Here is a 26,706-nt window from a genome sequence, read left to right as displayed (position 1 = left end):
CGGCGTGCGGTTTTACAGGATGTTGAACGGAACGGTGGTCACCAGGCGGAACTCGTTGATGCTGCCGTCCAGTTGGTTGTCGCTGGCGCGGTGGGCGGTGTAGGTCGCGCGGACGGTGGTCGCCTTCAGCGGGCCGCTCTGCACGGCGTAGGTGCCGCCGATGCCGTATTCGTAATGGGTCTCGCCGTTCATGGCCAGAACGCTGTCGTAGGCGCCGCCCTTGTAGTGGGTGCCGTCGATGTCCCAGCCGCGGGCGCTGTAGATGTTGAACTTCAGGCCCGGTACGCCGTACTCCGCCATGTTCAGGCCGTAGGCGACCTGGAACGATTTTTCGTTCGGGCCGTTGAAGTCCGAGAGCAGGGAGTTGGCCAGGTAGATGCCGTTGGTTTCGTGCAGGTAGTCGAAGTACTCGTTGCCGTTCACTTGCTGGTAGGAGAACGTCAGGCTGTGGGCCTGGTGGGTCAGCCCCAGGGACAGGGAGTAGGTGTCGTTGTCGATCTCGCCCAGCTTGGCTTTGCCTTCGTCCACGGTCTTGTAGTAGTTCAGGCCGGTGGTCAGGGCCAGGATGGAACTGTCGCCCAGCTCGTGGGTGGCGCCGAAGTAGTACTGTTTCCAGATGTCTTCAGCCTGGGTCGCCCAGAGGCTGGTCTTCAGGCTGGCGAATGGCTGGTAGGACACGCCCAGGGTGTTGACGTGATCGATCTCGACCAGGGTATCGGCGTATTCGGTGCGGAACTTGCTCAGGCTCTGTTCGCTACGCGGCGATACGCGGTCGAAGGTCGCCGCGTCGAAGGTCAGGTTGTTCAGTTCTTCGCTGTGGATCGACACGCCCTGGAAGCTGGAAGGCAGCGGACGGTTGCCGATGACATCGACCTGCGGGCTGCTGAAGTTCTGGCGACCGGCGGTCAGGGTGGTGTTGGAGATGCGAGCCTTGACGTTGGCCAGGCCCAGCTTGCTCCACTGGCCTTCGGCGTCGCCGCCGTCCTTGGTCAGGGTACGGTTGTTGCCGCGGCCGCCGACGCCCGGGATCGGAGTGCCGCCGTTGGCGGAGGCGAGATCCTTGCGGTCACGTTCCAGGGCAATGGCGTTGTAGGCGGCGAGCTCGGTGCTGAAGCCCACGGTGCCTTCGGTGAAGCCGGAGTTGTACTTGACGATGGTGCCTTGAACCCAGTTGATGCGGCGGTCGGTCTCTTGCAGCGAGCCGTCCTTGTTGTAGCGGAATTTCGCGCCGCGCTTGAGTTGCTCGTTGGCGTACCAGTTGCGGGTCGTGCCGCTGATCGACTGGCCTTCGAGGAAGCCGGTGGCTTCGGCCTGGGCGCTCTTCTCGTTGACGGTCACCGGGGTGAACGCCTGGCTCTGGGTTTCCGCATAAGCCGTGGCGGTGATGCTGCTGATGGCCAAGGCCAGAATCGCGGTGCTGCTCAGTTTCATGGGTGAAGCTCCTTTACTTTCTTTTTATGCCGGCCTTTTTGGTTTGGCCGGTTATTGGTTTAGAACTCATTCACACATCGCAAACGTTTGCAGAAGGCCTGTACGGCGAATTTCGGCAAAGCGCTTGCGTGAGGGGGTAGACGGCCCCCCCAGCGTTGCGGCTAGTCGGTTTTGTGTTTAATCGATGCTGACACCCGAGAACACGTTGCGGCCGAAGGGGCTGACCTTGAACCCTTCGACTTTGGCGCTCAACGGCTGGTTGACCGTCGAGTGGGCGACAGGCGTGATCGGCACTTGCTGCTTGAGCAGTTGCTGGGCCTGTTTGTAGAGCACGGTGCGCTGGTCGCGGTCGGTGACGACCTTGGCTTCCTTGATCAGCTTGTCGTAGGCCGGATCGCACCACATGGAGTAGTTGTTGCCGCCGATGGCGTCGCAGCTGTACAGCGTGCCGAGCCAGTTGTCGGGATCGCCGTTGTCGCCGGTCCAGCCGATCAGGCTGATGTCGTGCTCGCCGTTCTTGGTGCGCTTGATGTACTCGCCCCATTCGTAGCTGACGATCTTGACCTTCAGGCCGATCTTCGCCCAGTCGGCCTGGAGCATCTCGGCCATCAGCTTGGCGTTCGGGTTGTAGGGGCGCTGCACCGGCATCGCCCACAGGGTGATTTCGGTGCCTTCCTTGACGCCGGCGGCCTTGAGCAGCGCCTTGGCCTTTTCCGGGTCGTAGGCGGCGTCCTTGATCGAATCGTCGTAGGACCACTGGGTCGGCGGCATGGCGTTGACCGCCAGTTGGCCGGCGCCCTGGTACACGGCGTTGAGGATCGCCGGCTTGTTCACCGCCATGTCCAGCGCCTGGCGCACTTCGAGCTGGTCGAACGGCTTGTGGCGGGTGTTGTAGGCGATGTAGCCGAGGTTGAAGCCCGGCTTGGTGATCAGCTGCAGCTTGGGATCGTTCTTCAGCGCTTCGACGTCGGCCGGGCGGGGATGCAGGGTGACCTGGCATTCGTTGGCCTTGAGCTTCTGCACCCGCACCGAGGCATCGGTGTTGATCGCGAAGATCAGGTTGTCGAGCTTGACCCGGCTCGGATCCCAATAGTGCTTGTTGCCGGTGTAGCGGATGTTCGAGTCTTTCTGGTAGCTCTTGAACACGTACGGCCCGGTGCCGACCGGCTTCTGGTTGATGTCGCTCGGCTTGCCTTCGGCCAGCAGCTTGTCGGCGTACTCGGCCGACAGGATGGAGGCGAAGCTCATGGCGATGTTCTGGATGAACGCGGCGTCGACGCTGTTGAGCGTCATCACCACGGTCAGCGGCCCGGTCTTCTCGACCTTGGCGATGTTCTTGTTCAGGCTCATCCCGTTGAAGTACGGGAACTCGGTGGGGTAGGCCTTGCGGAAGGGCTGTTGCGGATCGAGCATGCGGTTGAAGGTGAACAGCACGTCGTCGGCGTTGAAGTCGCGGGTGGGCTTGAAGTAAGGCGTTGTATGAAATTTCACGCCTTCACGCAGGTGGAAGGTGTACTTCAGGCCATCTTCGGAGATTTCCCAACGGGTCGCCAAGCCAGGTACGACGTTGGTCGCGCCTTTCTCGAATTCGGCGAGGCGGTTGTACAGCGGTTCGGCGGCGTCGTTGTCGGTGGCCGTCGTGTACTGCGCGGTGTCGAAACCGGCCGGGCTGCCTTCGGAGCAGAACACCAGGCTGTTGCCGGCGGCGAGGCTGGCGGACGTGGCGGCCAACAGGCCGGCGCCCAGCAATGCGGAAAAAACCAAGGAATGGCGCATGACGCTCCCTCTTATTGTCGTGTGTTCCGATGCGCGCGATCCCGTCCGGGGATCTGGCGGCCGCATCGGGCTCAAACCAGTACGGGCAACAATCCGATGGCCCGCGCGATGACTGGTCAGCACCCGACGGTAGGGGCCGCGGGGCTGGCAGTAAATGCGCTGAGTCCTAAAGACTCGTAGGAAAAGGCAACGCGTCCTAAACCACTATGGTCAGACCCAGTGGAAATGGATGTAGGCAAATTCCTGGCTTCTCGGCAGAAAAAAGCAGCGGCGACGCTGAATACGTCGCCGCTGCCGTTTCTTACTTGCTGACGCTGACGCCGTAGAAGGAGTTCAAGCCGAATGGGCTGATCTTGAAGTCCTGCACGTTGGCGCGCATGGGTTGATACACCGTCGAGTGAGCGATAGGTGTCATTGGCACAGCATCTTTGAGGACGTGTTGCGCCTGTTTGTACAGTTCGGTGCGCTTGGCCTGGTCGGTGGTGCGCTTGGCTTCCTTCACGAGGCCGTCGAACTTCTTGTCGCACCATTTGGAGAAGTTGTTGCCGCTGAGCGAGTCGCAGCCGAACAGCACGTTCAGCCAGTTGTCGGGGTCACCGTTGTCGCCGCTCCAGCCGATGATCATCGCCTGGTTCTCGCCGCCCTTGGAGCGCTTGATGTACTCGCCCCACTCGTAGCTGACGATCTTCACGTTCAGGCCGATCTTCTTCCAGTCGGACTGGAGCATTTCGGCCATCAGCTTGGCGTTCGGGTTGTACGGACGCTGTACCGGCATCGCCCACAGGACGATCTCGGTGCCTTCCTTGACGCCGGCTTCCTTGAGCAGCTCCTTGGCTTTCTCAGGATCGTACTTGGCGTCCTTGATGGTGGTGTCGTAGGACCACTGGGTCGGCGGCATGGCGTTGACGGCCAGTTGGCCGGCGCCCTGGTACACGGAGTCGATGATCTGCGGCTTGTTGACCGCCATGTCCAGCGCCTGACGGACTTTCAGGTTGGCCAGCGGGTTCGCGTCGTTGCTGCCCTTGACCTTGTCCATGACGTTGTAGGCGATGTAGCCCAGGTTGAAGCCGGCCTGGTCAGGCATCTTCAGCGCCGGATCGGCCTTCAGCGCGGCCAGGTCGGCCGGACGCGGGAAGAGGGTGATCTGGCACTCGTTCTTCTTCAGCTTCTGGATGCGCACCGACGGGTCGGTGGTGATGGCGAAGATCAGGTTGTCGATCTTCACGTCATCCGGCTTCCAGTAGTCCTTGTTGCCGGTGTAGCGGATGTTCGAGTCTTTCTGGTAGCTCTTGAACACGAACGGGCCGGTGCCGACCGGTTTCTGGTTGATGTCGGCGGCCTTGCCTTCCTTGAGCAGTTGGGCGGCGTATTCGCCGGACTGGATCGAGGCGAAGCTCATCGCCAGGTTCTGGATGAACGCGGCGTCCACTTCCTTGAGGGTGAACTTGACGGTGTGGTCGTCGACTTTCTCGACCTTGGTGATGTTGGTGTCCATCCCCATGTCGGTGAAGTACGGGAATTCGGTCGGGTACGCCTTACGGAAAGGGTCGTCCTTGTTGATCATGCGGTTGAAGGTGAACAGCACGTCGTCCGCGTTGAACTCACGAGTCGGCTTGAAATACGGGGTGGTGTGGAACTTGACGCCTTCACGCAGGTGGAAGGTGTAGGTCAGGCCGTCGTCGGAGATGTCCCATTTGGTCGCCAGGCCAGGAATCACGGCGGTGCCGCCGCGCTCGAACTGGGTCAGGCGGTTGAACATGGTCTCGGCCGAGGCGTCGAAGTCGGTTCCGGTGGTGTATTGGCCTGGGTCGAAACCGGCCGGGCTGCCTTCGGAGCAGAACACCAGGTTAGTCGCAGCGGAAGCGAAAGGTGCGGAGGCAAGCATGCCTGCGCCGACTAAAAACGGAATGACCGCGTGTTTAAGCATGTTGGCCTCATGATTTGTTGTCATTTTTTGATATTGAGGTACGACCTCGTGAGTCGTGCCTGCGGATACTTATGCAGGCCCCATACCCAATGCAAGATGCAGAGCGACGGCAGGCGTCAAACGGTGGCACGAACGTACCTTAATGTCGCATTGGTGTAAGTTTTGACGCATTTGACCGTTTGCGGGTGGTTTTTACGGTGCACGGGGCGCTCTAAAACGGTGCATTGAGGGGTGCAGCCGCTCCGCAATGGGGCCGGGTGTTACCTATTTATACCGGCGGTTTGCGGGACGCTTCGGGGCTGGCCGGCGCCCATCGGACGCAAGGCGTCTGGATCGCAGGGAAGGGCGGAGTCTCACCAGGTGCAACTGGTGCTTCTTTTGGTAGCGCCAGATGTCTGCGGCGCATCGGGCATCGGGCACCCTCAAGGGTACCCTCGCCAGCAGGCTGGCTTCCACAGGATCGGCGCTGGCGTTGAGGCTGTTTCCTGCTTCATTCATGGGGTGGCCAGGCGGGCGCCTTCGCGGGCAAGCCCGCTCCCGCAGGGTTCTGTGGAGCCCAGTCTGCTGGCGATAGCGTCCATGAAAGTACCCCAAGGCAGCCTCAAGACAGTTGCCTTCATACAGGATCCGCAGATGTCGCATTCCCTGTGGGAGCAGGCTTGCCTGCGAAGGCGGCAGGCCGATCGCCTTCGGGCCGTCGTTCATGAACGCTTGGCGCAGGCACAAAAAAACCGGCGGTCGCTGCCGACCGCCGGTTTCCGTTCACGGATCAGATCACTGCATCAGCACTTCGATCGAGCCGTCCGCCGTCATGCCGACCTGGCTGGTGCCGGCTTCGACTTCCGGGGTCACCGGCGCTGCGTCCATGCCCGCCGCCTTCATCATCATCGGGGCGCGCAGGTACGGCTGCGGGTAGCCGTTGCTGTTGAGGTTCAGGTTGACGATCTTGTAGCCCTTGCCGCCCAGTGCGTCGGTGGCCAGTTGGGCGCGGGCCTTGAATGCGCTCACGGCTTCCTTGAGCAGCTTGTCTTCGCTGGCCTTGCGGGTGGCGTCGGCGATGGCGAAGTCCATGCCGCCCATCTTCAGCTCGCCCAGCAGTTCGCCGGTGAGCTTGGACAGGGCGGCGAAATCGGCGCTTTCCAGACGCAGTTCGGCGCGTTCGCGCCAGCCGGTGATCTTCTGGCCCTTGGTGTCGTAGATCGGGTAGCTGTTGCGGCTGCCCTGGCGCAGGGTGACCTCCTTGACCTGCTTGGTCTGGGCCAGCGCCTTGTTCATGGTGGTGCTGACATCGGCAGCGAGCTTGGCCGGGTCGGTGTTCTGCTCTTCGGTGTAGAGCGTCACGATCATCAGGTCGCGGGCCACTTCCTGGCTGACTTCGGCGCGCAGGGAAATCTGGTTGTAGTGCAGCTCGTCGGCGGCCAGGGCCGGAAGGCTGGCGACGCTGCCGACGGTCAGGGCGAGAAGGGCGGCGCTGCGGCGGAATGTGTGCATGAAGGCTCCTTGATGGGGGCGCAGGCGATGGTTCGGGGGCCTGCGTGAAACCATCAGACTCTAGCCTTTGGCAATGGGTTCGCCCAGTTACAACTTCCATACAGATGACAAGGCTAGCGACGAGCCGCAAGCCGCAAGCTTTTGCCTGTAGCTTGAAGCCAGCAACTTGCAACTGCTTTCTGGTGTGGTCGTTTGCCGCACTTTCGACTCTCAGGCGCGCCGCTTCGGTATACTCCGTGCGATCCGCCTGGAGCGCTCATCAGGAGAGCTCATGCTCGCCCCCGTACAACTGACTTCCGCCACCCGCCAGAACCTCTGGCGCCTGACGTTCATCCGCATTCTGGTGCTCGCCGCCCAGGCCGGTTCCGTAGGCCTGGCCTACTGGCTGCAACTGTTGCCGTTGCCGTGGGTGCAACTGGTGATGACCCTGGGCTGCTCGATCCTGCTGTGCACGTTCACCGCCGTGCGCCTGCGCACCTCGTGGCCGGTCACCGAGCTTGAGTACGCGCTGCAGCTGGCCTGCGATCTTTTTATCCACAGCGCCCTGCTGTATTTCTCCGGCGGTTCGACCAATCCGTTCGTGTCCTATTACCTGGTGCCGCTGACCATCGCGGCGGTGACGCTGCCGTGGCGTTACTCGGTGATCCTGTCCGGCATCGCCCTGGCCCTGTACACCTTGATGCTGACGCATTTCTATCCGCTGGAGACCCTGCCGGTCGCCCGGGAGAACCTGCAGATCTACGGCATGTGGCTGAGCTTTGCCCTGGCCGCCGCCGTCATCACGTTCTTTGCCGCGCGGATGGCCGAAGAGCTGCGTCGCCAGGAAGAGCTGCGCGCGATCCGCCGCGAAGAAGGGCTGCGCGATCAGCAGTTGCTGGCCGTCGCCACCCAGGCGGCCGGCGCGGCCCACGAGCTGGGCACGCCGCTGGCGACCATGAGCGTGCTGCTCAACGAGATGCAGCAGGACCATCACGACCCGATGCTTCAGGACGACCTGAAAGTGCTCAAGGATCAGGTCAAGCTGTGCAAGGAAACCCTGCAGCAACTGGTGCGCGCCGCCGAGGCCAACCGGCGGATGGCGGTGCAGATGCAGGACGTCACCGACTGGCTGGACGAAGCCCTGAACCGCTGGCACCTGATGCGCCCCGAAGCCAGCTACCGCTTCCAGCGTTTGGGCCAGGGCACGCTGCCGCGCATCGCGCCGCCGCCGGACCTGACCCAGGCGCTGCTGAATCTGCTCAACAACGCCGCCGACGCCTGTCCGGAAAACCTTCAGGTGACCCTGGACTGGACCGCCGAAGACCTGACCATCAGCATCCGCGACCACGGCGCCGGCGTGCCGCTGGCCATCGCCGAGCAGATCGGCAAACCGTTTTTTACCACCAAGGGCAAGGGCTTCGGCCTGGGCCTGTTCTTGAGCAAGGCCAGCGTGACCCGCGCCGGCGGCTCCGTGAAACTCTATAGTCATGAGGAAGGCGGCACGCTCACCGAGCTGCGCTTGCCCCACGGCGCCCGAGGAGACCAACTATGAGTGACGAAGAAATCCAAGTCGAAGGCGAAGAGCTGCCGCATCTGCTGCTGGTCGACGACGACGCGACCTTCACCCGGGTGATGGCCCGCGCCATGGCCCGCCGCGGCTTTCGCGTCAGCACCGCCGGCTCCGCCGAAGAGGGCCTGGCCCTCGCCCAGCAGGACGTGCCGGACTACGCCGCGTTGGACCTGAAGATGGACGGCGACTCCGGCCTGGTGCTGCTGCCCAAGCTGCTGGAGCTGGACCCGGAGATGCGCGTGGTGATCCTCACCGGCTATTCGAGCATCGCCACGGCGGTCGAGGCGATCAAGCGCGGCGCCTGCAACTACCTGTGCAAGCCGGCGGACGCCGATGACGTGCTGGCGGCGCTGCTGTCCGAGCACGCCGACCTCGACAGCCTGGTGCCGGAAAACCCGATGTCGGTGGATCGCCTGCAATGGGAGCACATCCAGCGCGTGCTGACCGAGCACGAAGGCAACATCTCCGCCACCGCCCGCGCCCTGGGCATGCACCGCCGCACCTTGCAGCGCAAGCTGCAGAAGCGCCCGGTGCGTCGCTGAACCTGCGCTGAACGGCCATCGCCGCCGCTCGCGATGAAACGCACCGATCTACTATGATCGGTGCGTGTCTGTTCTTTTCTCTATCGAGCCTTATCCATGAATCAGAACGCTGAATATTCCGCGGTCAACGATGCCGTGCGCGGGCAGTTTTTCCGCAAAGTGTGGGCGATGACCACGCCTTACTGGCGCAGCGAAGAGAAGGGCAAGGCCTGGACGCTGCTGATCGCCGTGATCGCGCTGTCGCTGTTCAGCGTGGCGATTTCGGTGTGGATCAACAGTTGGTACAAGGATTTCTACAACGCCCTGCAGAAAAAGGATGAGGCGGCGTTCTGGCAACTGATCCTGTATTTCTGCGGGATCGCCACGGTGGCCATCCTCGGCGCCGTGTATCGGCTGTACCTGACGCAGATGCTGACCATCCGCTGGCGGGCCTGGCTGACCGAACACCACTTCAAGCGCTGGCTCGGCCACAAGAACTATTACCAGCTGGAGCAGGGCGGCTACACCGACAACCCTGACCAACGGATCTCCGAAGACCTCAATACCTTCACCGCCAACACCCTGAGCCTGGGCCTGGGGCTGATCCGCACGGTGGTCAGCCTGGTGTCGTTCTCGATCATTTTGTGGGGGGTGTCCGGCAGCATCGAAGTGTTCGGCATCGAGATCCCCGGCTACATGTTCTGGTGCGCGCTGCTGTACGCCGCCGTCGGCAGTTGGCTGACGCACCTGATCGGCCGTCGCCTGATCGGCCTGAACAACCAACAACAACGTTTCGAGGCCGATCTGCGTTTCTCCATGGTGCGGGTGCGCGAGAACGCCGAGAGCATCGCCCTGTACAACGGCGAGCCCAATGAAAACCGTCGGCTGAGCAACCGCTTCGGTCTGGTCTGGCACAACTTCTGGGACATCATGCGGGTGTCCAAACGCCTGACGTTCTTCACCTCCGGCTACGGCCAGATCGCGATCATCTTCCCGTTCATCGTCGCCGCGCCGCGTTATCTGGCCGGCAAGATCGAGCTGGGCGAGCTGATGCAGATCAACTCGGCCTTCGGCAACGTGCAGGAGAACTTCAGTTGGTTCATCAGCGCGTACGCGGATCTGGCCGCCTGGCGCGCCACCTGCGACCGTCTGCTGAGCTTCCGTCAGGCGATGACCGACAACGAAGAGCGAGCGCCGGCCATCGACGTGCAGAACCAGGGCGGCGAACTGAAAGTGCACAACCTCGGGCTGGACCTGGCCGACGGTCGCCACCTGCTGACCAGCGCCGACATGACGGTGGACGCCGGCGACCGGGTGATGCTCAGCGGTCGCTCCGGCAGCGGCAAGTCCACGCTGTTGCGGGCGATGGGGCACCTTTGGCCGGCGGGGCACGGCAGTATCCGTCTGCCGGCGGCGCGCTATCTGTTCCTGCCGCAGAAACCCTATCTGCCGATCGGCACCCTGCGCGATGCGCTGAGCTATCCGCAACCGGGCGACACCTATGCGCCGGAGCGTTATCAAGAGGTGCTGGAAATCTGCCGCCTGCCGCACCTGATGGCGCGGCTGGACGAGGCCAACCACTGGCAGCGCATGCTGTCGCCGGGCGAGCAGCAACGCCTGGCCTTCGCCCGGGCGCTGCTGTACGCGCCGCAGTGGCTGTACATGGACGAGGCCACGTCGGCGATGGATGAAGAAGACGAAGCGAACCTGTACCAGGCGCTGATCGACCGCTTGCCGGGGCTGAGCATCGTCAGCGTCGGCCACCGCAGCAGCCTCAAGCGCTTCCACCCAAGGCATGTGCGGATCGACAGCGGCCATCTCGTTGAACAGACCGTCACCGCCTAGACAGCGCAGACCCCGTGGGAGCGGCCGACGCCATCCGGCAAGCCGGCTCCCGCAGGGGCAATGCGTGCCAGCAGTGATCGTACAACCCGCTTGCGCTATGATGCCCGCCAAGCCGACCTTCGAGACCAGACGCAGACCATGCAAACCCCGATCGACACCCCGCGCCTTCCGCGCAAGCGCCGCAGCCTGGCCCAGGAACTGGTGACGGTGCTGACCGAGCAGATCCGCGACGGCCTGCTCAAGCGCGGCGACAAGCTACCCACCGAGTCGGCGATCATGGAAGCCCATGGCGTCAGCCGCACGGTGGTGCGCGAGGCGATTTCCCGGCTGCAGGCAGCCGGCCAGGTGGAGACCCGCCACGGCATCGGCACCTTCGTCCTCGACACGCCGAGCCCGAGCGGCTTTCGCATCGACCCGGCCACGGTGGTCACCCTGCGCGACGTGCTGGCGATCCTGGAGTTTCGCATCAGCCTGGAAGTCGAATCCGCCGGCCTGGCCGCCCAGCGCCGCAACCCCGAGCAACTGGCGGCCATGCGCGCCGCCCTCGATGCCCTGAACGAAAGCGTGGCCCACGCCAGCGATGCGGTGGCCTCGGATTTCCAGTTCCATCTGCAGATCGCACTGGCCACCGGCAACCGCTATTTCACCGACATCATGACCCACCTGGGCACCAGCATCATTCCGCGCACCCGCCTGAACTCCGCGCGCCTGGCCCATGACGATCAGCAGCACTACATGAATCGCCTGAGCCGCGAGCACGAGGAAATCTACGAAGCGATCGCCCGCCAGGACGCCGACGCGGCCCGGGCGGCCATGCGCCTGCACCTGACCAACAGCCGCGAGCGACTGCGCCAGGCCCACGAAGAGGCGCAGGCGCAGGGGAACTGAAGGGACAGCACCACCGCCATCGCCAGCAGACGGGCTCCCACAGTGAAGCTTGGGTGGATGCAGAATCTGTGGTCACTGCAGAACCCTGTGGGAGCAAGCTTGCTTGCGATGACGGCAGCCCATCCGACCTCGATGTGCCAGACAGACCGCTATCGCCAGCAGGCCGGCTCCTACCGTTTTTGGATGCACACCGACCCCTGTGGGAGCGGGCTTGCCCGCGAGAGGCCTGTGCCTTCAGCGCAACGGCATCAGCCTGCCGGCAGGATCGAACGGTCCACCCGAACCGCCAATGCCCCTTTCACAGGCCCGGTCTCGAACACCGCATACCCCTGTTTATCCACAACCCCCCGGGCCACCGGCCGTCCATCGGCCAGCAGTTCCAGCGGCGCCCCTTGCATCGGTTGGCCCGAAGCCAGTTCCAGTTTCAATCTGATCGTCATCGCAGCGTTCCTCAATTCGTGTTGCCGGTCGGTTGATAGTTCTTGAGCAGCAGGTAGGTGCTCCAGCCCCACCAGTCGTCGACGGTGGCGGTGTCGTTGAGGTTGTTCACGTCCTTGCGCCGCAGCACCTTGCCGTTCTCCAGGCGGAACAGCGGCGAATAGTTGCCCTTCGGATCCAGCACCGCCGTCAGGTCGGGGAGCCGTTGCAGCGCGGCGAAACCGGACGCGGGCGGCACGCTGCCGCTGACGTAGGCGGCGAAGACCTCGTCCGCCGACGCCTGCACCGCCTGGTTGACCTGTTGGCGGTTGTCGTTGTCGGCGGCCTCGAAGTAGCGCTTGTCGCCGAATGCGCGCCATTGCTCGCCGCGGCCGTTGCGCACCTTGAGGCCGAACCGGCTGTCCTCGTCGTGCATGAAGCGGCTGACCAGCGAGCCCAGGTCGCTGGGCGTCACCACGGCGGCCATGGCCTTGCGGGGCACCCGCAGGTGACCGGCGGAGAACAGGTCGGTGAGGTAATGGTCGGCGAACGCGTTCATGGCGTAGGCCCGTTCCAGCTGCCGTTCGTCCTGGCCTGCGTGAGCCGCCGCAGCGGTCTGCAGCGCGACGGTGTGTCCGGCGACGTAGGCGGCTTTGGCCCATTCGGCGAAGTGGTCGGCGTTGTTCGCCGCCAGTTTCAGGTAGCGCCCCAGCGGAATCAGCGCCGAAATGAAGCTGCCGCCGCCGGTGATCTTGTTCCACTCTTCCGACAACGTATCTCCTAACGCGTCGTAGGCTTCGTGGGGCGGCTTGCCGTCCTTGATCGCTTGTTTGACCGCGTCGATTTCTTTCTGCATCACCGCCAGGATCTGCGCGGCCTCGACCCGGGAGGCCGGGGTCACGGCAAGGGTGTCGAATGCGGCGCTGAAGCGCTGCTGACGCTCCGCTGCGCTGGCGCCTTCATTGATCGGCCGGTCCGCCACGCCGTAGAAGTCGCCGCCCAGCGAGATCACCTGGCCGTAGGTGAGGGCCAGGCCGTTGGGCAGGTGCAGCGGCACGCTGTGGGCGGGCACCGGTTCGGCGTTCTCTGTGAAGCGCAACAGGGTGCCGTCACCGATGGCGGTGTGCTCGGCGCCCTCGAACCTCAGTGGCGGCTTGCCTTTCAGGGCCTTTTGCGCACGGGCGGGGGACGCTGCGACGTCACTGTGGGAGTCGGCGATGTGCAGCAGCAGATGCGGATCCGCAGGGTTGAAGGGGATGCCGTGTTCGGTGAACAGGTCGTCGAGACGGGCCACGGTCGGCGCGGGTCTTTCCTGGGGTTTCGGTGTGAGTCCGGACATTTCTTTCTCCTTGATATGTCGTCGGTCGATTCTTATTTGGCTGTATGGATATACAGCTAAATCGAGCCTAGTCGAGAAACTTCCCACGTCAAGAAACGATCTTGTCCGACAAAAAATGCCCCACAGCGATGAAATGCAGTTGACGGTTGTCTTTTAAGTTGTACGATGACCTACAACTTCGGCCAAGGCTGAACAGTCCACTCACAAAAAAACGTTGCTACAGGGTGTTCGAACAATGAATCCACAAGAACTGAAGTCCATCCTCTCCGCCGGCCTGTTGTCGTTCCCGGTCACCGATTTCAACGCCCAGGGCGATTTCAACCGCGCGGGCTACATCAAACGCCTGGAATGGCTGGCCCCGTATGGCGCTTCGGCCCTGTTCGCCGCCGGCGGCACCGGTGAGTTCTTCTCCCTGGCCGCCAGCGAATACTCGGAAATCATCAAGACCGCCGTCGACACCTGCTCAAGCAGCGTGCCGATCCTGGCCGGCGTCGGCGGCTCGACCCGCCAGGCCATCGAATACGCGCAAGAGGCCGAGCGCCTGGGCGCCAAGGGCTTGCTGCTGCTGCCGCACTACCTGACCGAAGCCAGCCAGGACGGCGTCGCCGCCCACGTCGAGGCCGTGTGCAAGTCGGTGAACATCGGTGTGGTGGTCTACAACCGCAACGTCTGCCGCCTCAACGCGCCGCTGCTGGAACGCCTGGCCGAGCGCTGCCCGAACCTGATCGGCTACAAGGACGGCCTGGGCGACATCGAACTGATGGTGTCGATCCGCCGCCGCCTCGGCGACCGCTTCAGCTACCTGGGCGGCCTGCCGACCGCCGAAGTCTATGCCGCGGCCTACAAGGCGCTGGGCGTGCCGGTCTACTCGTCGGCGGTGTTCAACTTCATCCCCAAGACCGCGATGGACTTCTACCACGCCATCGCCCGTGAGGATCACGCCACCGTCGGCAAGCTCATCGACGATTTCTTCCTGCCGTACCTGGACATCCGCAACCGCAAGGCCGGCTACGCCGTGAGCATCGTCAAGGCCGGCGCCAGGATCGCCGGCTACGACGCAGGTCCCGTGCGCGCGCCGCTGACCGACCTGACCGGCGAGGAGTACGAAATGCTCGCCGCGCTGATCGACAAGCAAGGTGCGCAATAACATCCGCGACTGAATCGGGGCCGCTGAGCGATCAGCGGCCTTTTGCGTGAGGAGAACGACTCGTGACAAAGCGCTACGACAACTACATCAACGGCGAGTGGGTCGCCGGCACCGACTACTCGGTCAACATCAACCCGTCCGAACTGAGCGACGCCATCGGCGACTACGCCAAGGCTGACGTGACCCAGGTCCACGCCGCCATCGACGCGGCCCGCGCCGCGTTCCCGGCCTGGTCGGTCTCGGGCATCCAGGCCCGCCACGATGCGCTGGACAAGGTCGGCAGCGAGATCCTCGCCCGCCGCGAAGAGCTGGGCATCCTGCTGGCCCGGGAAGAGGGCAAGACCCTGCCCGAAGCCATCGGCGAAGTCAGCCGCGCCGGCAACATCTTCAAGTTCTTCGCCGGCGAGTGCCTGCGCCTGTCCGGCGACTATGTGCCGTCGGTGCGTCCGGGCGTCAACGTCGAAGTCACCCGCGAGGCCCTGGGCGTGGTCGGCCTGATCACCCCGTGGAACTTCCCGATCGCCATCCCGGCCTGGAAGATCGCCCCGGCCCTGGCCTACGGCAACTGCGTGGTGCTCAAGCCCGCCGACCTGGTGCCGGGCTGCGCCTGGGCCCTGGCCGAAATCATCTCCCGCGCCGGCTTCCCCGCCGGGGTGTTCAACCTGGTGATGGGCAGCGGCCGCGTCGTCGGCGAAGCGCTGGTCAACAGCCCGAAGGTCGACGGCATCAGCTTCACCGGTTCCGTGGGCGTGGGCCGCCAGATCGCGGTCAATTGCGTGTCGCGCCAGGCCAAGGTGCAACTGGAGATGGGCGGCAAGAACCCGCAGATCATCCTCGACGACGCCGACCTCAAGCAGGCGGTCGAGCTGTCGGTGCAGAGCGCGTTCTACTCCACCGGCCAGCGCTGCACGGCCTCCAGCCGCCTGATCGTCACCGAGGGCATCCACGACCGGTTCGTCGAGGCGATGGCCGAACGCATGAAGTCGATCAAGGTCGGCCATGCGCTCAAGACCGGCACCGACATCGGTCCGGTGGTGTCCCAGGCCCAGCTCGAGCAGGACCTGAAGTACATCGACATCGGCCAGTCCGAAGGCGCGCGGCTGGTCAGCGGCGGCGGTCTGGTGACCTGCGACACCGAGGGCTATTTCCTGGCGCCGACGCTGTTCGCCGACAGCGACGCGTCGATGCGCGTCAGCCGCGAAGAGATCTTCGGCCCGGTGGCCAACGTCGTCCGTGTGGCCGACTACGAGGCGGCGCTGGCCATGGCCAACGACACCGAGTTCGGCCTCTCGGCGGGCATCGCCACCACGTCGCTCAAGTACGCCAACCACTTCAAGCGCCACTCCCAGGCCGGGATGGTGATGGTCAACCTGCCGACCGCCGGCGTGGACTACCACGTTCCGTTCGGGGGCCGTAAGGGTTCATCCTATGGCTCACGTGAGCAAGGCCGTTACGCGCAAGAGTTCTACACGGTCGTGAAGACCAGCTACATCGGTTCCTGATACAGGCACTACCTGCGGGAACCGGCTTGCCGGTTCCCGCAAAAGACAGACCAAAGAAAAGATTCACCCGCGCATAAAAACAATCAGTGGGAGTACATCTGCATGCAATCCTCCAAGCCGACTCACGTCCGCTATCTGATCCTGCTCATGCTGTTTCTGGTGACCACGATCAACTACGCCGACCGGGCCACCATCGCGATCGCCGGCTCCAGCCTGCAAAAGGATCTGGGCATCGACGCGGTCACCCTCGGCTACATCTTCTCCGCGTTCGGCTGGGCTTACGTGGCCGGCCAGATTCCCGGCGGCTGGCTGCTCGACCGCTTCGGCTCGAAAAAGGTCTATGCCCTGAGCATCTTCACCTGGTCGCTGTTCACCGTGCTGCAAGGCTTCGTCGGTGAGTTCGGCCTGTCCACCGCCGTGGTGGCGCTGTTCATGCTGCGCTTTCTGGTGGGGCTGGCCGAGGCGCCGTCGTTCCCCGGCAACGCGCGCATCGTCGCGGCGTGGTTCCCGACGGCCGAGCGCGGCACCGCGTCGGCGATCTTCAACTCGGCGCAGTACTTCGCCACCGTGCTGTTCGCACCGCTGATGGGCTGGATCGTGTTCACCTTTGGCTGGGAGCACGTGTTCATCGTCATGGGCATCCTGGGCATCGCGTTTTCGCTGGTCTGGCTGAAAATCATCCACAGCCCGCGCCAGCACCCGATGGCCAACGAGGCGGAAGTGAAGTTCATCGCCGACAACGGCGGCATGGTCGACATGGACCAGAAGCAGGGCAAGCGGGCCGACGGCCCGAAATGGGACTACATCCGCCAGTTGCTGACCAACCGCATGATGCTCGGCGTGTACCTGGGCCAGTACTGCATCAACGGCATCACTTATTTCTTCCTGACCTGGTTCCCGGTGTACCTGGTGCAGGAACGCGGCATGACCATCCTCAAGGCCGGTTTCATCGCTTCGTTGCCGGCGATCTGCGGCTTCATCGGCGGCGTGCTCGGCGGAGTGATTTCCGACTGGCTGCTGCGCAAGGGCCATTCGCTGACCTTCGCCCGCAAGGCGCCGATCATCGCCGGCCTGCTGGTGTCCAGCAGCATCGTGGCCTGCAACTACGTCGAGGTGGAATGGATGGTGGTCGGCTTCATGGCCCTGGCGTTCTTCGGCAAGGGCGTCGGCGCGCTGGGCTGGGCGGTGGTCTCCGACACCTCGCCCAAGCAGATCGCCGGCCTGAGCGGCGGCCTGTTCAACACCTTCGGCAACATCGCCTCGATCACCACGCCGATCGTCATCGGCTACATCATCAGCTCCACCGGCTCGTTCAAGTGGGCGCTGGTGTTCGTCGGCGCCAACGCACTGGTCGCGGTGTTCAGCTACCTGGTGATCGTCGGCCCGATCAAGCGTGTGGTGCTCAAGGAGCCGCCAACCAACGGCGGATCCGAGGCCACCGGCAAATTGTCCCAAGCGCATTCCTGAGGAGCGGCGCCATGCAGTTGATTGAACATTCCGACTCGCCGCGCTACATCCGCCTGCACGAGCGGGACAATGTCGTGGTCGTGGTCAACGACCAGGGCGTGCCGGCCGGCACCGAATTCGCCGAGGGGCTGGTCACGGTGGATTTCGTGCCGCAGAGCCACAAGGTCGCCGTGGAAGACATTCCCGAGGGCGGTCAGGTGATCCGTTACGGACAGATCATCGGCTACGCCTTGCAGCCGATCCCCCGTGGCAGTTGGGTCAAGGAAGATCAACTGCGCATGCCGACCGCGCCGCCGCTGGACAGCCTGCCGCTGTCCACCGACGTGCCGGACGCCCAGGCGCCGCTGGAAGGCTACACCTTCGAGGGCTACCGCAACGCCGACGGCACCGTCGGCACGCGCAACATCCTCGGCATCACCACCACGGTGCAGTGCGTCACCGGAGTGCTGGATCACGCGGTAAAGAAAATCAAAGAGGAACTGCTGCCCAAGTACCCTCACGTCGATGACGTGGTGGCGCTGACCCACAGCTACGGCTGCGGCGTGGCCATCACCGCCACGGATGCGTACATCCCGATCCGCACCGTGCGCAACCTGGCGCGCAACCCGAACCTGGGCGGCGAAGCGCTGGTGATCAGCCTGGGCTGCGAGAAATTGCAGGCCGGGCAGGTGATGCACGAGGACGACGCTTCGGTGGACCTGAGCGAGCCATGGCTGTATCGCTTGCAGGATTCCAGCCACGGCTTCACCGAAATGGTCGAGCAGATCATGGAGCTGGCCGAGACCCGTCTGAAGAAACTCGACCAGCGCCGCCGGGAAACCGTGCCGGCGTCGGAGCTGATCCTCGGCATGCAGTGCGGCGGCAGCGACGCGTTCTCCGGCATCACCGCCAACCCGGCGCTGGGGTACGCTTCGGACTTGCTGCTGCGGGCCGGGGCGACGGTGATGTTCTCCGAAGTCACCGAGGTGCGCGACGCGATCTACCTGCTCACCTCCCGGGCGCAGACCCGGACCGTCGCCGAGGAATTGGTGCGCGAGATGGACTGGTACGACCGCTACCTGGCCAAGGGCGAGGCAGACCGCAGCGCCAACACCACGCCGGGCAACAAGAAGGGCGGGTTGTCGAACATTGTCGAGAAGTCGCTGGGTTCTATCGTCAAGTCCGGCAGCAGCGCCATCAGCGGCGTGCTCGGCCCAGGTGAGCGCTTCAAACAGAAAGGGCTGATCTTCTGCGCGACGCCGGCCAGCGACTTCGTCTGCGGCACCTTGCAACTGGCGGCGGGGATGAACCTGCATGTCTTCACCACCGGCCGCGGCACGCCGTACGGGTTGGCCATGGCGCCGGTGGTGAAGGTCTCGACCCGCACCGAGCTGGCGCAGCGCTGGCCGGACCTGATCGACATCGACGCCGGGCGGATCGCCACCGGGCGCGCGACCATCGAAGAGCTGGGCTGGGAGTTGTTCCACTACTACCTGGCCGTGGCGAGCGGCAAGGAGCAGACGTGGGCCGAGAAGCACAAGCTGCATAACGACATCACCCTGTTCAACCCGGCCCCCATTACTTAAGCAAGACCGCGTTATCGTTCTTCGCGAGCAAGCTCGCTCCCACAGGGAGCTTTGTTGTTGCACAAATTGTGTGAACACCAGCGATCCATGTGGGAGCGAGCTTGCTCGCGAAGGCGATCCAGCAGGCACCAAAGGATCAGGTGGCTTATCATTAGCCCCCTAACGACACCCACCCAAGGTTCCCCCCGGCATGCTGGCTATCTTCTTCGAAACCCTGAACATCACCGCGCCGGTTTTCGCCATGCTGTTTCTCGGTGTGCTGCTCAAGCGCATCGACTGGATCAACGACAACTTCATCCACACCGCGTCGGCCCTGGTGTTCAACGTCACCATGCCGGCGCTGCTGTTTCTGGGCATCCTCCATGCCGACCTGCACGCCGCCCTGCAACCGGCGCTGCTGATCTACTTCGCCGTCGCCACGCTGGCCAGCTTCGCGGCGGCCTGGGGTTGGGCGATCTTCAAGTGCCCGCGTGAGGACCGCGGCATCTATACCCAAGGCGCGTTCCGCGGCAACAACGGGGTGATCGGCCTGGCGCTGGCGGCGAGCATGTACGGCGACTACGGGATCTCCCTCGGGGCGATCCTCGCGGCGCTGGTGATCCTGTTCTACAACACCCTCTCGACCATTGTGCTGGCGGTGTACAGCCCGGTGATCAAGTCCGACCCGTGGAGCATCTGCAAAAGCGTGGTCAGCAACCCGCTGATCATCAGCGTGATCGCGGCGGCGCCGTTCGCCTACTTCAAGATTGCCTTGCCGGGGTGGCTGGAGACCTCCGGCCAATACCTGGCGCAGACCACCTTGCCGCTGGCGCTGATCTGCATCGGCGGCACGCTGTCGCTGGCGGCGCTGCGCAAGAGCGGCAACATGGCGCTCAGTTCCAGCCTGGTTAAGATGGTCGGCCTGCCGGTGCTGGCGACGCTCGGCGCCTGGCTGTGGGGCTTTCGGGGGGCGGAGCTGGGGATTCTGTTCCTGTACTTCGGCAGCCCGACCGCCGCGGCCAGTTTCGTCATGGCCCGTGCGGCGCAGGGCAACCATGAGCTGGCGGCGGCGATCATCGTCATGACCACCTTGATGGCGGCGGTCACCACCAACATCGGGATCTTCTTTTTGCAGTGGGGCGGGTGGATCTGACCGGCGGATTGAGGGTGTCCTTGAGGGCCCCATCGCCGGCAAGCCAGCTCCCACAGGGTCTTGTATTGCCAATGTGATTGCATCCGCACCGCAGAACCCTTTGGGAACTGCGGTGGGAAGGCTCGACTCGCCAGCGATGGCGCCCGATCAGGCGCCGGCAAACTCACTCGGGTTTCTGGTAAGTGTCGATCACTTCCTGCGCCGCCCGGAACGCATCGATCGCCGCCGGCACGCCGGCATACACCGCGCAGTGCAACAGCGCCTCGCGGATCTCCTCCACGGTGCAGCCGTTGTTCAGCGCGCCGCGCACGTGGCCCTTCAGTTCCTGCGGGCACTTGAGTGCCGTCAGCGCGGCGAGGGTGATCAGGCTGCGGGTCTTGAGCGGCAGGCCTTCGCGGTTCCACACGCCGCCCCAGGCGTGTTCGTTGACGAAGTCCTGCAGCGGCCGGGTGAACTCGGTGGCGCTGCCCAGGGCGCGGTCGACGAACGCATCGCCCATCACCTGGCGGCGGATCTCTACCCCGGTCTTCTTCGAATCGGTCATGGCACATCCCTCTTGTGGTGTTGGCGGCGCCAGGCGCGCACGGACGTGAAAAACAGAAACGCCAGCAGCGTCGGCAGCACATAAAACAGCATCAACCGCTCCAGCTTGCCCGCCAGCGGCATGCCGGTGGTGAACGACAGCAGGTGCAGCCCGTAGGCCAGGTACAGGCCGAGCAGCAACAGGCCCTCGGCGCGGGTCACCCGGTAGCCGGAATAGAACACCGGCAGGCACAGCACGGCGACGCCGAGCATCACCGGCAGGTCGAAGTCCAGCGCGTTGGGGGAGACCGACAGCGGCGTCGGCGACACCAGCGCGGTGAAGCCCAGCACGCCGAGCAGGTTGAACAGGTTGGCGCCGATCACGTTGCCCACGGCGATGTCGCGCTGCCCGCGCAGGGCGGCGATCAGCGAGGTGGCGAGTTCCGGCAGCGAGGTGCCGACCGCCACCACGGTCAGGCCGATGATCCGCTCGGAGAAACCCAGGTCGGTGGCCACCGCCACGGCGGCGCCCAGCAGCAGGCGCCCGGCGAACACCAGCATGGCCAGGCCGCCGACGATCATCAGCACGCTGACGGCCCATGAGGCCTGCGGATCCTGCGGGTGTTCGGCGTGGGGGCGCGCCGAGTGCCGCGACTGGCGCCTGAGCAGGCCGAGGTACAGGGCCAGGGCGCCCAGCAGCACGAGGCCGTCGATGTGCCCCAGTTCCTTGTTCCAGGCCAGCGCGAACACCAGCAGGCTGGCGCCGATCATCAGCGGAATGTCCAGGCGCACCAGTTGCCGCGACACCCGCAACGGGATGATCAGAGCCGACAGGCCCAGGGTGACGAGGATGTTGAAGATGCTGGCGCCGACCACGCTGCCGACGGCGATGTCGGGGTTGTGGGTCAGCGCGGCCTGCAGGCTGACCGCCATCTGCGGGGCGCTGCTGCCGAGGGCGACGAGGGTCAGGCCGATGATCAGCGGGCGCACGTGCAGGCGAGTGGCCAGGCGGACGGCGGCGCGCACCATCAGTTCGGCGCCGGCGATCAGCAGGATCAGTCCGCTGAGCAGTTCGATCACGCTGATCAGGGGCAGCTCGGCTAAGGCGAAAATGGTCGGCGCTCCATCAGTCTTCGAGGGCCTGCACCCGTACCCGGGCGGTGCCGCTGCCGATCATGCCCAGGCGCTGCGCGGCTTCGCGCGAAAGGTCGATCAGGCGCCCGCGGGTGTGCGGGCCGCGGTCGTTGATGCGCACGACGCAGGATCTGTCGTTTTTCAGGTTGGTGACCTTCACCCGCGTGCCGAACGGCAGCTGGCGGTGGGCGGCGGTCAAGGCATTCTGGTTGAACGGCTCACCGCTGGCGGTGCGTTTGCCGTGGTGCTTGGCGCCGTAATAGGAGGCGACGCCGGTCTGGTCGTAACCGTGCGGGTCGATGGTGCCGGAGCTGGCGCAACCGGCCAGCAAGGAAAGCAGGGCGCAACTCAAGAGCAGGCGCTTCATTCGAAGGGTTCCCGAAAACAGTTGCGGGAGCCAACCCGCCGGCGATTGCGCAACGACAGACAACCGGAGGCTGAATGTCAGTCCGTCATCGCCAGCAGGCGGGCTCCCACAGGGACTGGAGCCTAGATTGGAATCCGGCTCCATTGTGGTCAGCCTTCGAGCTTGCTTTTGAGCAGTTCGTTCACTTGCTGCGGGTTGGCCTTGCCCTTGGACGCCTTCATGGCCTGGCCGACGAAGAAGCCGAACATCTTGCCGCGCTTGGCTTCGTCCGCCGCACGGTACTGCTCGACCTGCTCGGCGTTGGCGGCGAGCATTTCGTCCAGCACCGCGGAGATCGCGCCGGTGTCGGTCACTTGCTTGAGGCCGCGCTTGTCGATGATCTCGTCCGCGCTGCCTTCACCGTTGGCCATCGCTTCGAACACCACCTTGGCGATCTTGCCGGAGATGGTGTTGTCCTTGATGCGCTGCAGCATGCCGCCCAGCAGCTCGGCCGAGACCGGCGACTGCTCGATGTCCAGGCCTTGCTTGTTGAGCAGGCTGCCCAGCTCGACCATCACCCAGTTCGCCGCCAGCTTGGCGTCGCCGCTGATGCCCGCGACCTGTTCGAAGTAGTCCGCCTGCTCGCGGCTGGTGGCCAGCACGTTTGCATCGTAGGCCGACAGGCCGAACTGGCTCTGGAAGCGCTCGCGCTTCTGCGGCGGCAGTTCCGGCAGGGTGGCGCGCACCTCGTCCAGGTAGGCTTGCTCGATGACCACCGGCAGCAGGTCCGGATCGGGGAAGTAACGGTAGTCGTTGGCTTCCTCCTTGCTGCGCATCGGGCGGGTCTCGTCCTTGTTCGGGTCGTACAGGCGGGTCTGCTGGATCACCTTGCCGCCGTCTTCGATCAGGTCGATCTGGCGCTGGATCTCGGAGTTGATCGCCTTCTCGATGAAGCGGAACGAGTTGACGTTCTTGATCTCGCAGCGGGTGCCGAACTCGGCCTGGCCTTTGGGGCGGATCGACACGTTGCAGTCGCAGCGCAGCGAGCCTTCGGCCATGTTGCCGTCGCAGATGCCCAGGTAGCGCACCAGCGCGTGGATCGCCTTGACGTAGGCCACGGCTTCCTTGGCGCTGCGCATGTCCGGTTCGGAGACGATCTCCAGCAGCGGCGTGCCGGCGCGGTTCAGGTCGATGCCGGTGGCGCCGCCGAACTCTTCGTGCAGGCTCTTGCCGGCGTCTTCCTCAAGGTGGGCGCGGGTGATGCCGACGCGCTTGACCGTGCCGTCCTCCAGGGCGATGTCCAGGTGGCCCTTGCCGACGATCGGCAGCTCCATCTGGCTGATCTGGTAGCCCTTGGGCAGGTCCGGATAGAAGTAGTTCTTGCGGGCGAACACGTTGTGCTGGCCGATCTCGGCGTCGATCGCCTGGCCGAACATCACGGCCATGCGCACGGCTTCCTGGTTGAGCACCGGCAGCACGCCGGGCATGCCCAGGTCGATCAGGCTGGCCTGGGTGTTCGGCTCGGAACCGAAGGTGGTGGAACTACCGGAAAAGATTTTCGACCGGGTGGTGAGCTGGGTGTGAATCTCCAGCCCGATCACGACTTCCCATTGCATGTGCGTCTCCTCAGAAGCCGGTTGGGGTGCGGGTGTGCCAGTCAGTGTTGAGCTGATACTGGTGGGCGACGTTCAACAGGCGACCTTCCTGGAAATACGGAGCGAGCAGCTGCACGCCGACCGGCAGGCCGTCGACGAAACCGGCCGGCATCGACAGGCCCGGCAGGCCCGCGAGGTTGGCGGTGATGGTGTAGACGTCTTCCAGGTACGCGGCGACCGGATCGCTGTTCTTGGCGCCGAGCTTCCAGGCCGGGTTCGGCGTGGTCGGGCCGAGGATGACGTCGACGTCATTGAACGCGGCCATGAAATCGTTTTTCACCAGGCGGCGGATCTTCTGCGCCTTCAGGTAGTAGGCGTCGTAGTAGCCGGCGGACAGCGCGTAGGCGCCGACCATGATCCGGCGCTGCACTTCCGCGCCGAAGCCTTCGCCGCGGGAGCGCTTGTACAGGTCTTCCAGGTTCTTCGGGGCTTCGCAGCGGTGGCCGAAGCGCACGCCGTCGAAACGCGACAGGTTGGAAGAGGCTTCCGCCGGGGCGATCACGTAGTACGCCGGAATCGCGTGCTGCATGTTCGGCAGGCTGATTTCCTTGATCACGGCACCGAGCTTCTGCAGCTGCTGGATGCTGTTCTGGACCAGTTCGGCGATGCGCGGGTCGAGGCCGGCGCCGAAGTATTCCTTCGGCACGCCGATGCGCAGGCCCTGCAGCGAGCCGTTGAGGCCGGCGGTGTAGTCCGGCACCGGCTCGTCGATGCTGGTGGAGTCGTTCGGGTCGAACCCGGCCATGCCCTGCAGCAGGATCGCGCAGTCTTCGGCGGTGCGGGCCAGCGGGCCGCCCTGGTCGAGGCTCGACGCGTAGGCGATCATGCCCCAGCGCGAAACGCGGCCGTAGGTCGGCTTCAGGCCGGTCAGGTTGGTGAACGCCGCAGGCTGGCGGATCGAGCCGCCGGTGTCGGTGGCGGTGGCGGCCGGCAGCAGGCGCGCGGCCACGGCGGCGGCGGAACCGCCGGACGAACCGCCCGGCACGTGCTCCAGGTTCCACGGGTTCTTCACCGCGCCGTACCAGCTCGACTCGTTGGCCGAACCCATGGCGAATTCGTCCATGTTGGTCTTGCCCAGGGTCACGGTGCCGGCGGCGGCCAGCTTGGCGACCACGGTGGCGTCGTACGGGGCCTTGAAGTTGTCGAGCATCTTCGAGCCGCAGCTGGTGCGGATGCCCTGGGTGCAGAACAGGTCCTTGTGGGCGATCGGCGCGCCGAGCAGGGCGCCGCTCTCACCGTTGGCGCGGCGGGCGTCGGCGGCTTTCGCCTGGGCCAGGGCCAGCTCTTGGGTGAGGCTGATGAAGCTGTTGATCTGAGGGTCGAGCTGGGCGATGCGCGCCAGCAGGGCCTTGGTCAGCTCTTCGGAGGAAAACTTCTTGTCGGCCAGACCGCGGGCGATCTCGGCCAGAGTCATGTGATGCATTGCAGGCTCTTTCCCTTTAGTCGATGACTTTCGGAACCAGGTACAGGCCGTTTTCGACCGCTGGTGCGATGGACTGATAGGCCTCGCGGTGATTGCTTTCGGTGACGACGTCGGCGCGCAGGCGCTGGCTGGCTTCCAGCGGGTGGGCCAGCGGCTCGATGCCGTCGGTGTCGACGGCCTGCATTTCGTCGACCAGCCCCAGGATGCTGTTGAGGGCCGAAGTGATGTGTGGAAGATCGGCTTCATTGAGGCCCAGGCAGGCCAGATGAGCGATTTTTTCCACGTCGGAGCGTTCTAGCGCCATCGGGATTCTCCAGTGGAAAACAGGACGGACGGCGTCCCTGTGTTAGATTGTCGGAACACTACCGCACTTCTACGGTCATAAGGCCGCGATTGTGGGGCTTGGTGCGCAGAAAAGCGGCCAATTTAACATATTGGCGCCTTGCCCAAAATCCCTGTCGTTGTTAGAGTTTGCCGCACTTTTTTACCCACGCGTTGCCTAGGGTCCCTTTCCCATGTTCAAGAAACTGCGTGGCATGTTTTCCAGCGATCTTTCCATTGACCTGGGCACTGCCAACACCCTTATTTACGTGCGCGAGCGCGGTATCGTCCTGAACGAGCCATCGGTTGTGGCCATCCGGACACACGGTAACCAGAAAAGTGTCGTGGCTGTCGGCACCGAAGCCAAGCGCATGCTCGGCCGTACGCCGGGCAACATTGCCGCCATTCGTCCGATGAAGGACGGCGTGATCGCCGACTTCAGCGTCTGCGAAAAGATGCTGCAATACTTTATCAACAAGGTTCACGAAAACAGCTTCCTGCAGCCCAGCCCTCGCGTGCTGATCTGCGTTCCGTGCAAGTCCACCCAGGTCGAGCGTCGTGCCATCCGTGAATCGGCCCTCGGCGCCGGTGCCCGCGAAGTGTTCCTGATCGAAGAGCCGATGGCTGCTGCGATCGGTGCCGGCCTGCCGGTCGAAGAGGCCCGCGGCTCGATGGTCGTCGACATCGGCGGCGGCACCACCGAGATCGCGTTGATCTCCCTGAACGGTGTGGTCTACGCCGAATCCGTCCGCGTCGGCGGCGACCGCTTCGACGAAGCGATCATCACCTACGTGCGCCGCAACTACGGCAGCCTGATCGGCGAATCCACCGCCGAGCGCATCAAGCAGGAAATCGGCACCGCCTACCCGGGCGGCGAAGTCCGTGAAGTCGACGTCCGCGGCCGCAACCTGGCCGAAGGCGTTCCGCGCGCATTCACCCTGAACTCCAACGAAGTGCTGGAGGCTCTGCAAGAGTCCCTGGCGACCATCGTTCAGGCCGTGAAGAGCGCCCTGGAGCAATCGCCTCCGGAACTGGCTTCCGACATCGCCGAGCGCGGCCTGGTGCTGACCGGCGGCGGCGCGCTGCTGCGTGACCTGGACAAGCTGCTGGCCCAGGAAACCGGTCTGCCGGTGATCGTCGCCGAAGACCCGCTGACCTGCGTTGCCCGTGGCGGCGGCCGTGCTTTGGAAATGATGGACAAGCACACCATGGACCTGCTCTCCAGCGAATAAGTCGCCGGGCGCAATACGTGGGTGAACGCACAGGCAGCACTTTGCAGTGCTGCCTGTCGGCGTTTATCTTCTGTCA

The 26,706-nt window shown here is 64.2% G+C and carries 22 protein-coding genes; 10 read left to right on the top strand and 12 right to left on the bottom strand.

Going from position 1 to position 26,706, the window contains the following annotated elements:
- Positions 1 to 12: 12 nt before the first annotated feature.
- The 4 genes from KVG96_RS20485 to KVG96_RS20470 all read right to left on the bottom strand — a co-directional run bounded on the left by KVG96_RS20485 (position 13) and on the right by KVG96_RS20470 (position 6,625).
- On the bottom strand, positions 13 to 1,431 hold the full coding sequence (locus KVG96_RS20485) for an OprD family porin (RefSeq protein ID WP_217893675.1): 1,419 nt from the start codon (positions 1,429 to 1,431) through the stop codon (positions 13 to 15).
- Between the two features lie 177 nt (positions 1,432 to 1,608).
- Complete coding sequence (locus KVG96_RS20480) at positions 1,609 to 3,207, bottom strand: ABC transporter substrate-binding protein (protein WP_217893674.1); 1,599 nt, start codon at positions 3,205 to 3,207, stop codon at positions 1,609 to 1,611.
- A 301-nt stretch (positions 3,208 to 3,508) separates the two neighbouring features.
- Positions 3,509 to 5,134: an ABC transporter substrate-binding protein gene (locus KVG96_RS20475; RefSeq protein ID WP_085578528.1), complete on the bottom strand. Its 1,626-nt coding sequence runs from the start codon at positions 5,132 to 5,134 to the stop codon at positions 3,509 to 3,511.
- A 774-nt stretch (positions 5,135 to 5,908) separates the two neighbouring features.
- A complete protein-coding gene (locus KVG96_RS20470) occupies positions 5,909 to 6,625 on the bottom strand; it encodes an SIMPL domain-containing protein (protein WP_217893673.1) in 717 nt (238 codons plus the stop codon).
- A 271-nt stretch (positions 6,626 to 6,896) separates the two neighbouring features.
- Here KVG96_RS20470 and KVG96_RS20465 point away from each other — a divergent pair, with 271 nt between their 5' ends.
- The 4 genes from KVG96_RS20465 (at position 6,897) to KVG96_RS20450 (ending at position 11,428) form a co-directional block, all read left to right on the top strand.
- Entirely contained in the window at positions 6,897 to 8,156 is a 1,260-nt protein-coding gene (locus KVG96_RS20465; protein ID WP_085578533.1) for an ATP-binding protein, read from the top strand.
- Entirely contained in the window at positions 8,153 to 8,716 is a 564-nt protein-coding gene (locus KVG96_RS20460; RefSeq protein ID WP_217893672.1) for a response regulator transcription factor, read from the top strand. Before KVG96_RS20465 ends, KVG96_RS20460 begins: the two co-directional genes overlap by 4 nt.
- Positions 8,717 to 8,812: 96 nt before the next feature.
- Positions 8,813 to 10,540, top strand: coding sequence for an ABC transporter ATP-binding protein/permease (locus tag KVG96_RS20455; protein WP_217893671.1), 1,728 nt, complete (start codon positions 8,813 to 8,815; stop codon positions 10,538 to 10,540).
- Positions 10,541 to 10,678: 138 nt separating this feature from the next.
- Entirely contained in the window at positions 10,679 to 11,428 is a 750-nt protein-coding gene (locus KVG96_RS20450) for a FadR/GntR family transcriptional regulator (RefSeq protein ID WP_085578890.1), read from the top strand.
- Positions 11,429 to 11,676: 248 nt separating this feature from the next.
- On the opposite strand, the gene KVG96_RS20445 is transcribed toward KVG96_RS20450, so the two are convergent.
- Complete coding sequence (locus tag KVG96_RS20445) at positions 11,677 to 11,868, bottom strand: hypothetical protein (RefSeq protein WP_217893670.1); 192 nt, start codon at positions 11,866 to 11,868, stop codon at positions 11,677 to 11,679.
- Positions 11,869 to 11,879: 11 nt separating this feature from the next.
- Complete coding sequence (locus tag KVG96_RS20440; protein ID WP_217893669.1) at positions 11,880 to 13,184, bottom strand: phospholipase; 1,305 nt, start codon at positions 13,182 to 13,184, stop codon at positions 11,880 to 11,882.
- Positions 13,185 to 13,419: 235 nt separating this feature from the next.
- On the opposite strand from KVG96_RS20440, the gene kdgD reads away from it, so the two are divergent.
- The 5 genes from kdgD (at position 13,420) to KVG96_RS20415 (ending at position 19,997) form a co-directional block, all read left to right on the top strand.
- Positions 13,420 to 14,331: a 5-dehydro-4-deoxyglucarate dehydratase gene (gene kdgD / locus KVG96_RS20435; protein WP_085578543.1), complete on the top strand. Its 912-nt coding sequence runs from the start codon at positions 13,420 to 13,422 to the stop codon at positions 14,329 to 14,331.
- 62 nt (positions 14,332 to 14,393) lie between these two features.
- Complete coding sequence (locus tag KVG96_RS20430) at positions 14,394 to 15,833, top strand: aldehyde dehydrogenase family protein (protein ID WP_217893668.1); 1,440 nt, start codon at positions 14,394 to 14,396, stop codon at positions 15,831 to 15,833.
- A 102-nt stretch (positions 15,834 to 15,935) separates the two neighbouring features.
- Positions 15,936 to 17,300, top strand: coding sequence for an MFS transporter (locus tag KVG96_RS20425; protein WP_085578548.1), 1,365 nt, complete (start codon positions 15,936 to 15,938; stop codon positions 17,298 to 17,300).
- 11 nt (positions 17,301 to 17,311) lie between these two features.
- A complete protein-coding gene (garD, locus tag KVG96_RS20420) occupies positions 17,312 to 18,865 on the top strand; it encodes a galactarate dehydratase (protein WP_217893667.1) in 1,554 nt (517 codons plus the stop codon).
- A gap of 190 nt (positions 18,866 to 19,055) precedes the next feature.
- Entirely contained in the window at positions 19,056 to 19,997 is a 942-nt protein-coding gene (locus tag KVG96_RS20415; protein WP_217893666.1) for an AEC family transporter, read from the top strand.
- 163 nt (positions 19,998 to 20,160) lie between these two features.
- Here the strand turns inward: KVG96_RS20415 and KVG96_RS20410 are convergent, their stop codons facing one another.
- The 6 genes from KVG96_RS20410 to gatC form a co-directional block, all read right to left on the bottom strand.
- The gene (locus KVG96_RS20410) at positions 20,161 to 20,541 is read right to left on the bottom strand and encodes a carboxymuconolactone decarboxylase family protein (RefSeq protein ID WP_217893665.1); all 381 of its coding nucleotides are present in this window, start codon (positions 20,539 to 20,541) and stop codon (positions 20,161 to 20,163) included.
- On the bottom strand, positions 20,538 to 21,599 hold the full coding sequence (locus KVG96_RS20405) for a calcium/sodium antiporter (protein WP_217893664.1): 1,062 nt from the start codon (positions 21,597 to 21,599) through the stop codon (positions 20,538 to 20,540). Before KVG96_RS20405 ends, KVG96_RS20410 begins: the two co-directional genes overlap by 4 nt.
- 46 nt (positions 21,600 to 21,645) lie before the next feature.
- Complete coding sequence (locus tag KVG96_RS20400; protein ID WP_085578558.1) at positions 21,646 to 22,020, bottom strand: septal ring lytic transglycosylase RlpA family protein; 375 nt, start codon at positions 22,018 to 22,020, stop codon at positions 21,646 to 21,648.
- 149 nt (positions 22,021 to 22,169) lie between these two features.
- A complete protein-coding gene (gene gatB, locus KVG96_RS20395) occupies positions 22,170 to 23,615 on the bottom strand; it encodes an Asp-tRNA(Asn)/Glu-tRNA(Gln) amidotransferase subunit GatB (RefSeq protein WP_217893663.1) in 1,446 nt (481 codons plus the stop codon).
- Between the two features lie 10 nt (positions 23,616 to 23,625).
- Positions 23,626 to 25,077 carry an Asp-tRNA(Asn)/Glu-tRNA(Gln) amidotransferase subunit GatA gene (gene gatA, locus KVG96_RS20390; RefSeq protein ID WP_217893662.1) on the bottom strand — a complete coding sequence of 484 codons (1,452 nt, stop codon included), beginning with the start codon at positions 25,075 to 25,077 and terminating at the stop codon, positions 23,626 to 23,628.
- Positions 25,078 to 25,093: 16 nt separating this feature from the next.
- A complete protein-coding gene (gatC, locus tag KVG96_RS20385) occupies positions 25,094 to 25,381 on the bottom strand; it encodes an Asp-tRNA(Asn)/Glu-tRNA(Gln) amidotransferase subunit GatC (protein ID WP_020297123.1) in 288 nt (95 codons plus the stop codon).
- A 211-nt stretch (positions 25,382 to 25,592) separates the two neighbouring features.
- On the opposite strand from gatC, the gene mreB reads away from it, so the two are divergent.
- Positions 25,593 to 26,630: a rod shape-determining protein MreB gene (mreB, locus tag KVG96_RS20380; protein ID WP_002555108.1), complete on the top strand. Its 1,038-nt coding sequence runs from the start codon at positions 25,593 to 25,595 to the stop codon at positions 26,628 to 26,630.
- Positions 26,631 to 26,706: the final 76 nt, after the last annotated feature.

Source organism: Pseudomonas ekonensis, assembly GCF_019145435.1.
Lineage (GTDB): Bacteria > Pseudomonadota > Gammaproteobacteria > Pseudomonadales > Pseudomonadaceae > Aquipseudomonas > Aquipseudomonas ekonensis.
Note: the sequence above shows the minus strand (reverse complement) of the source record. Positions and strands in the feature narration are given on the sequence as shown.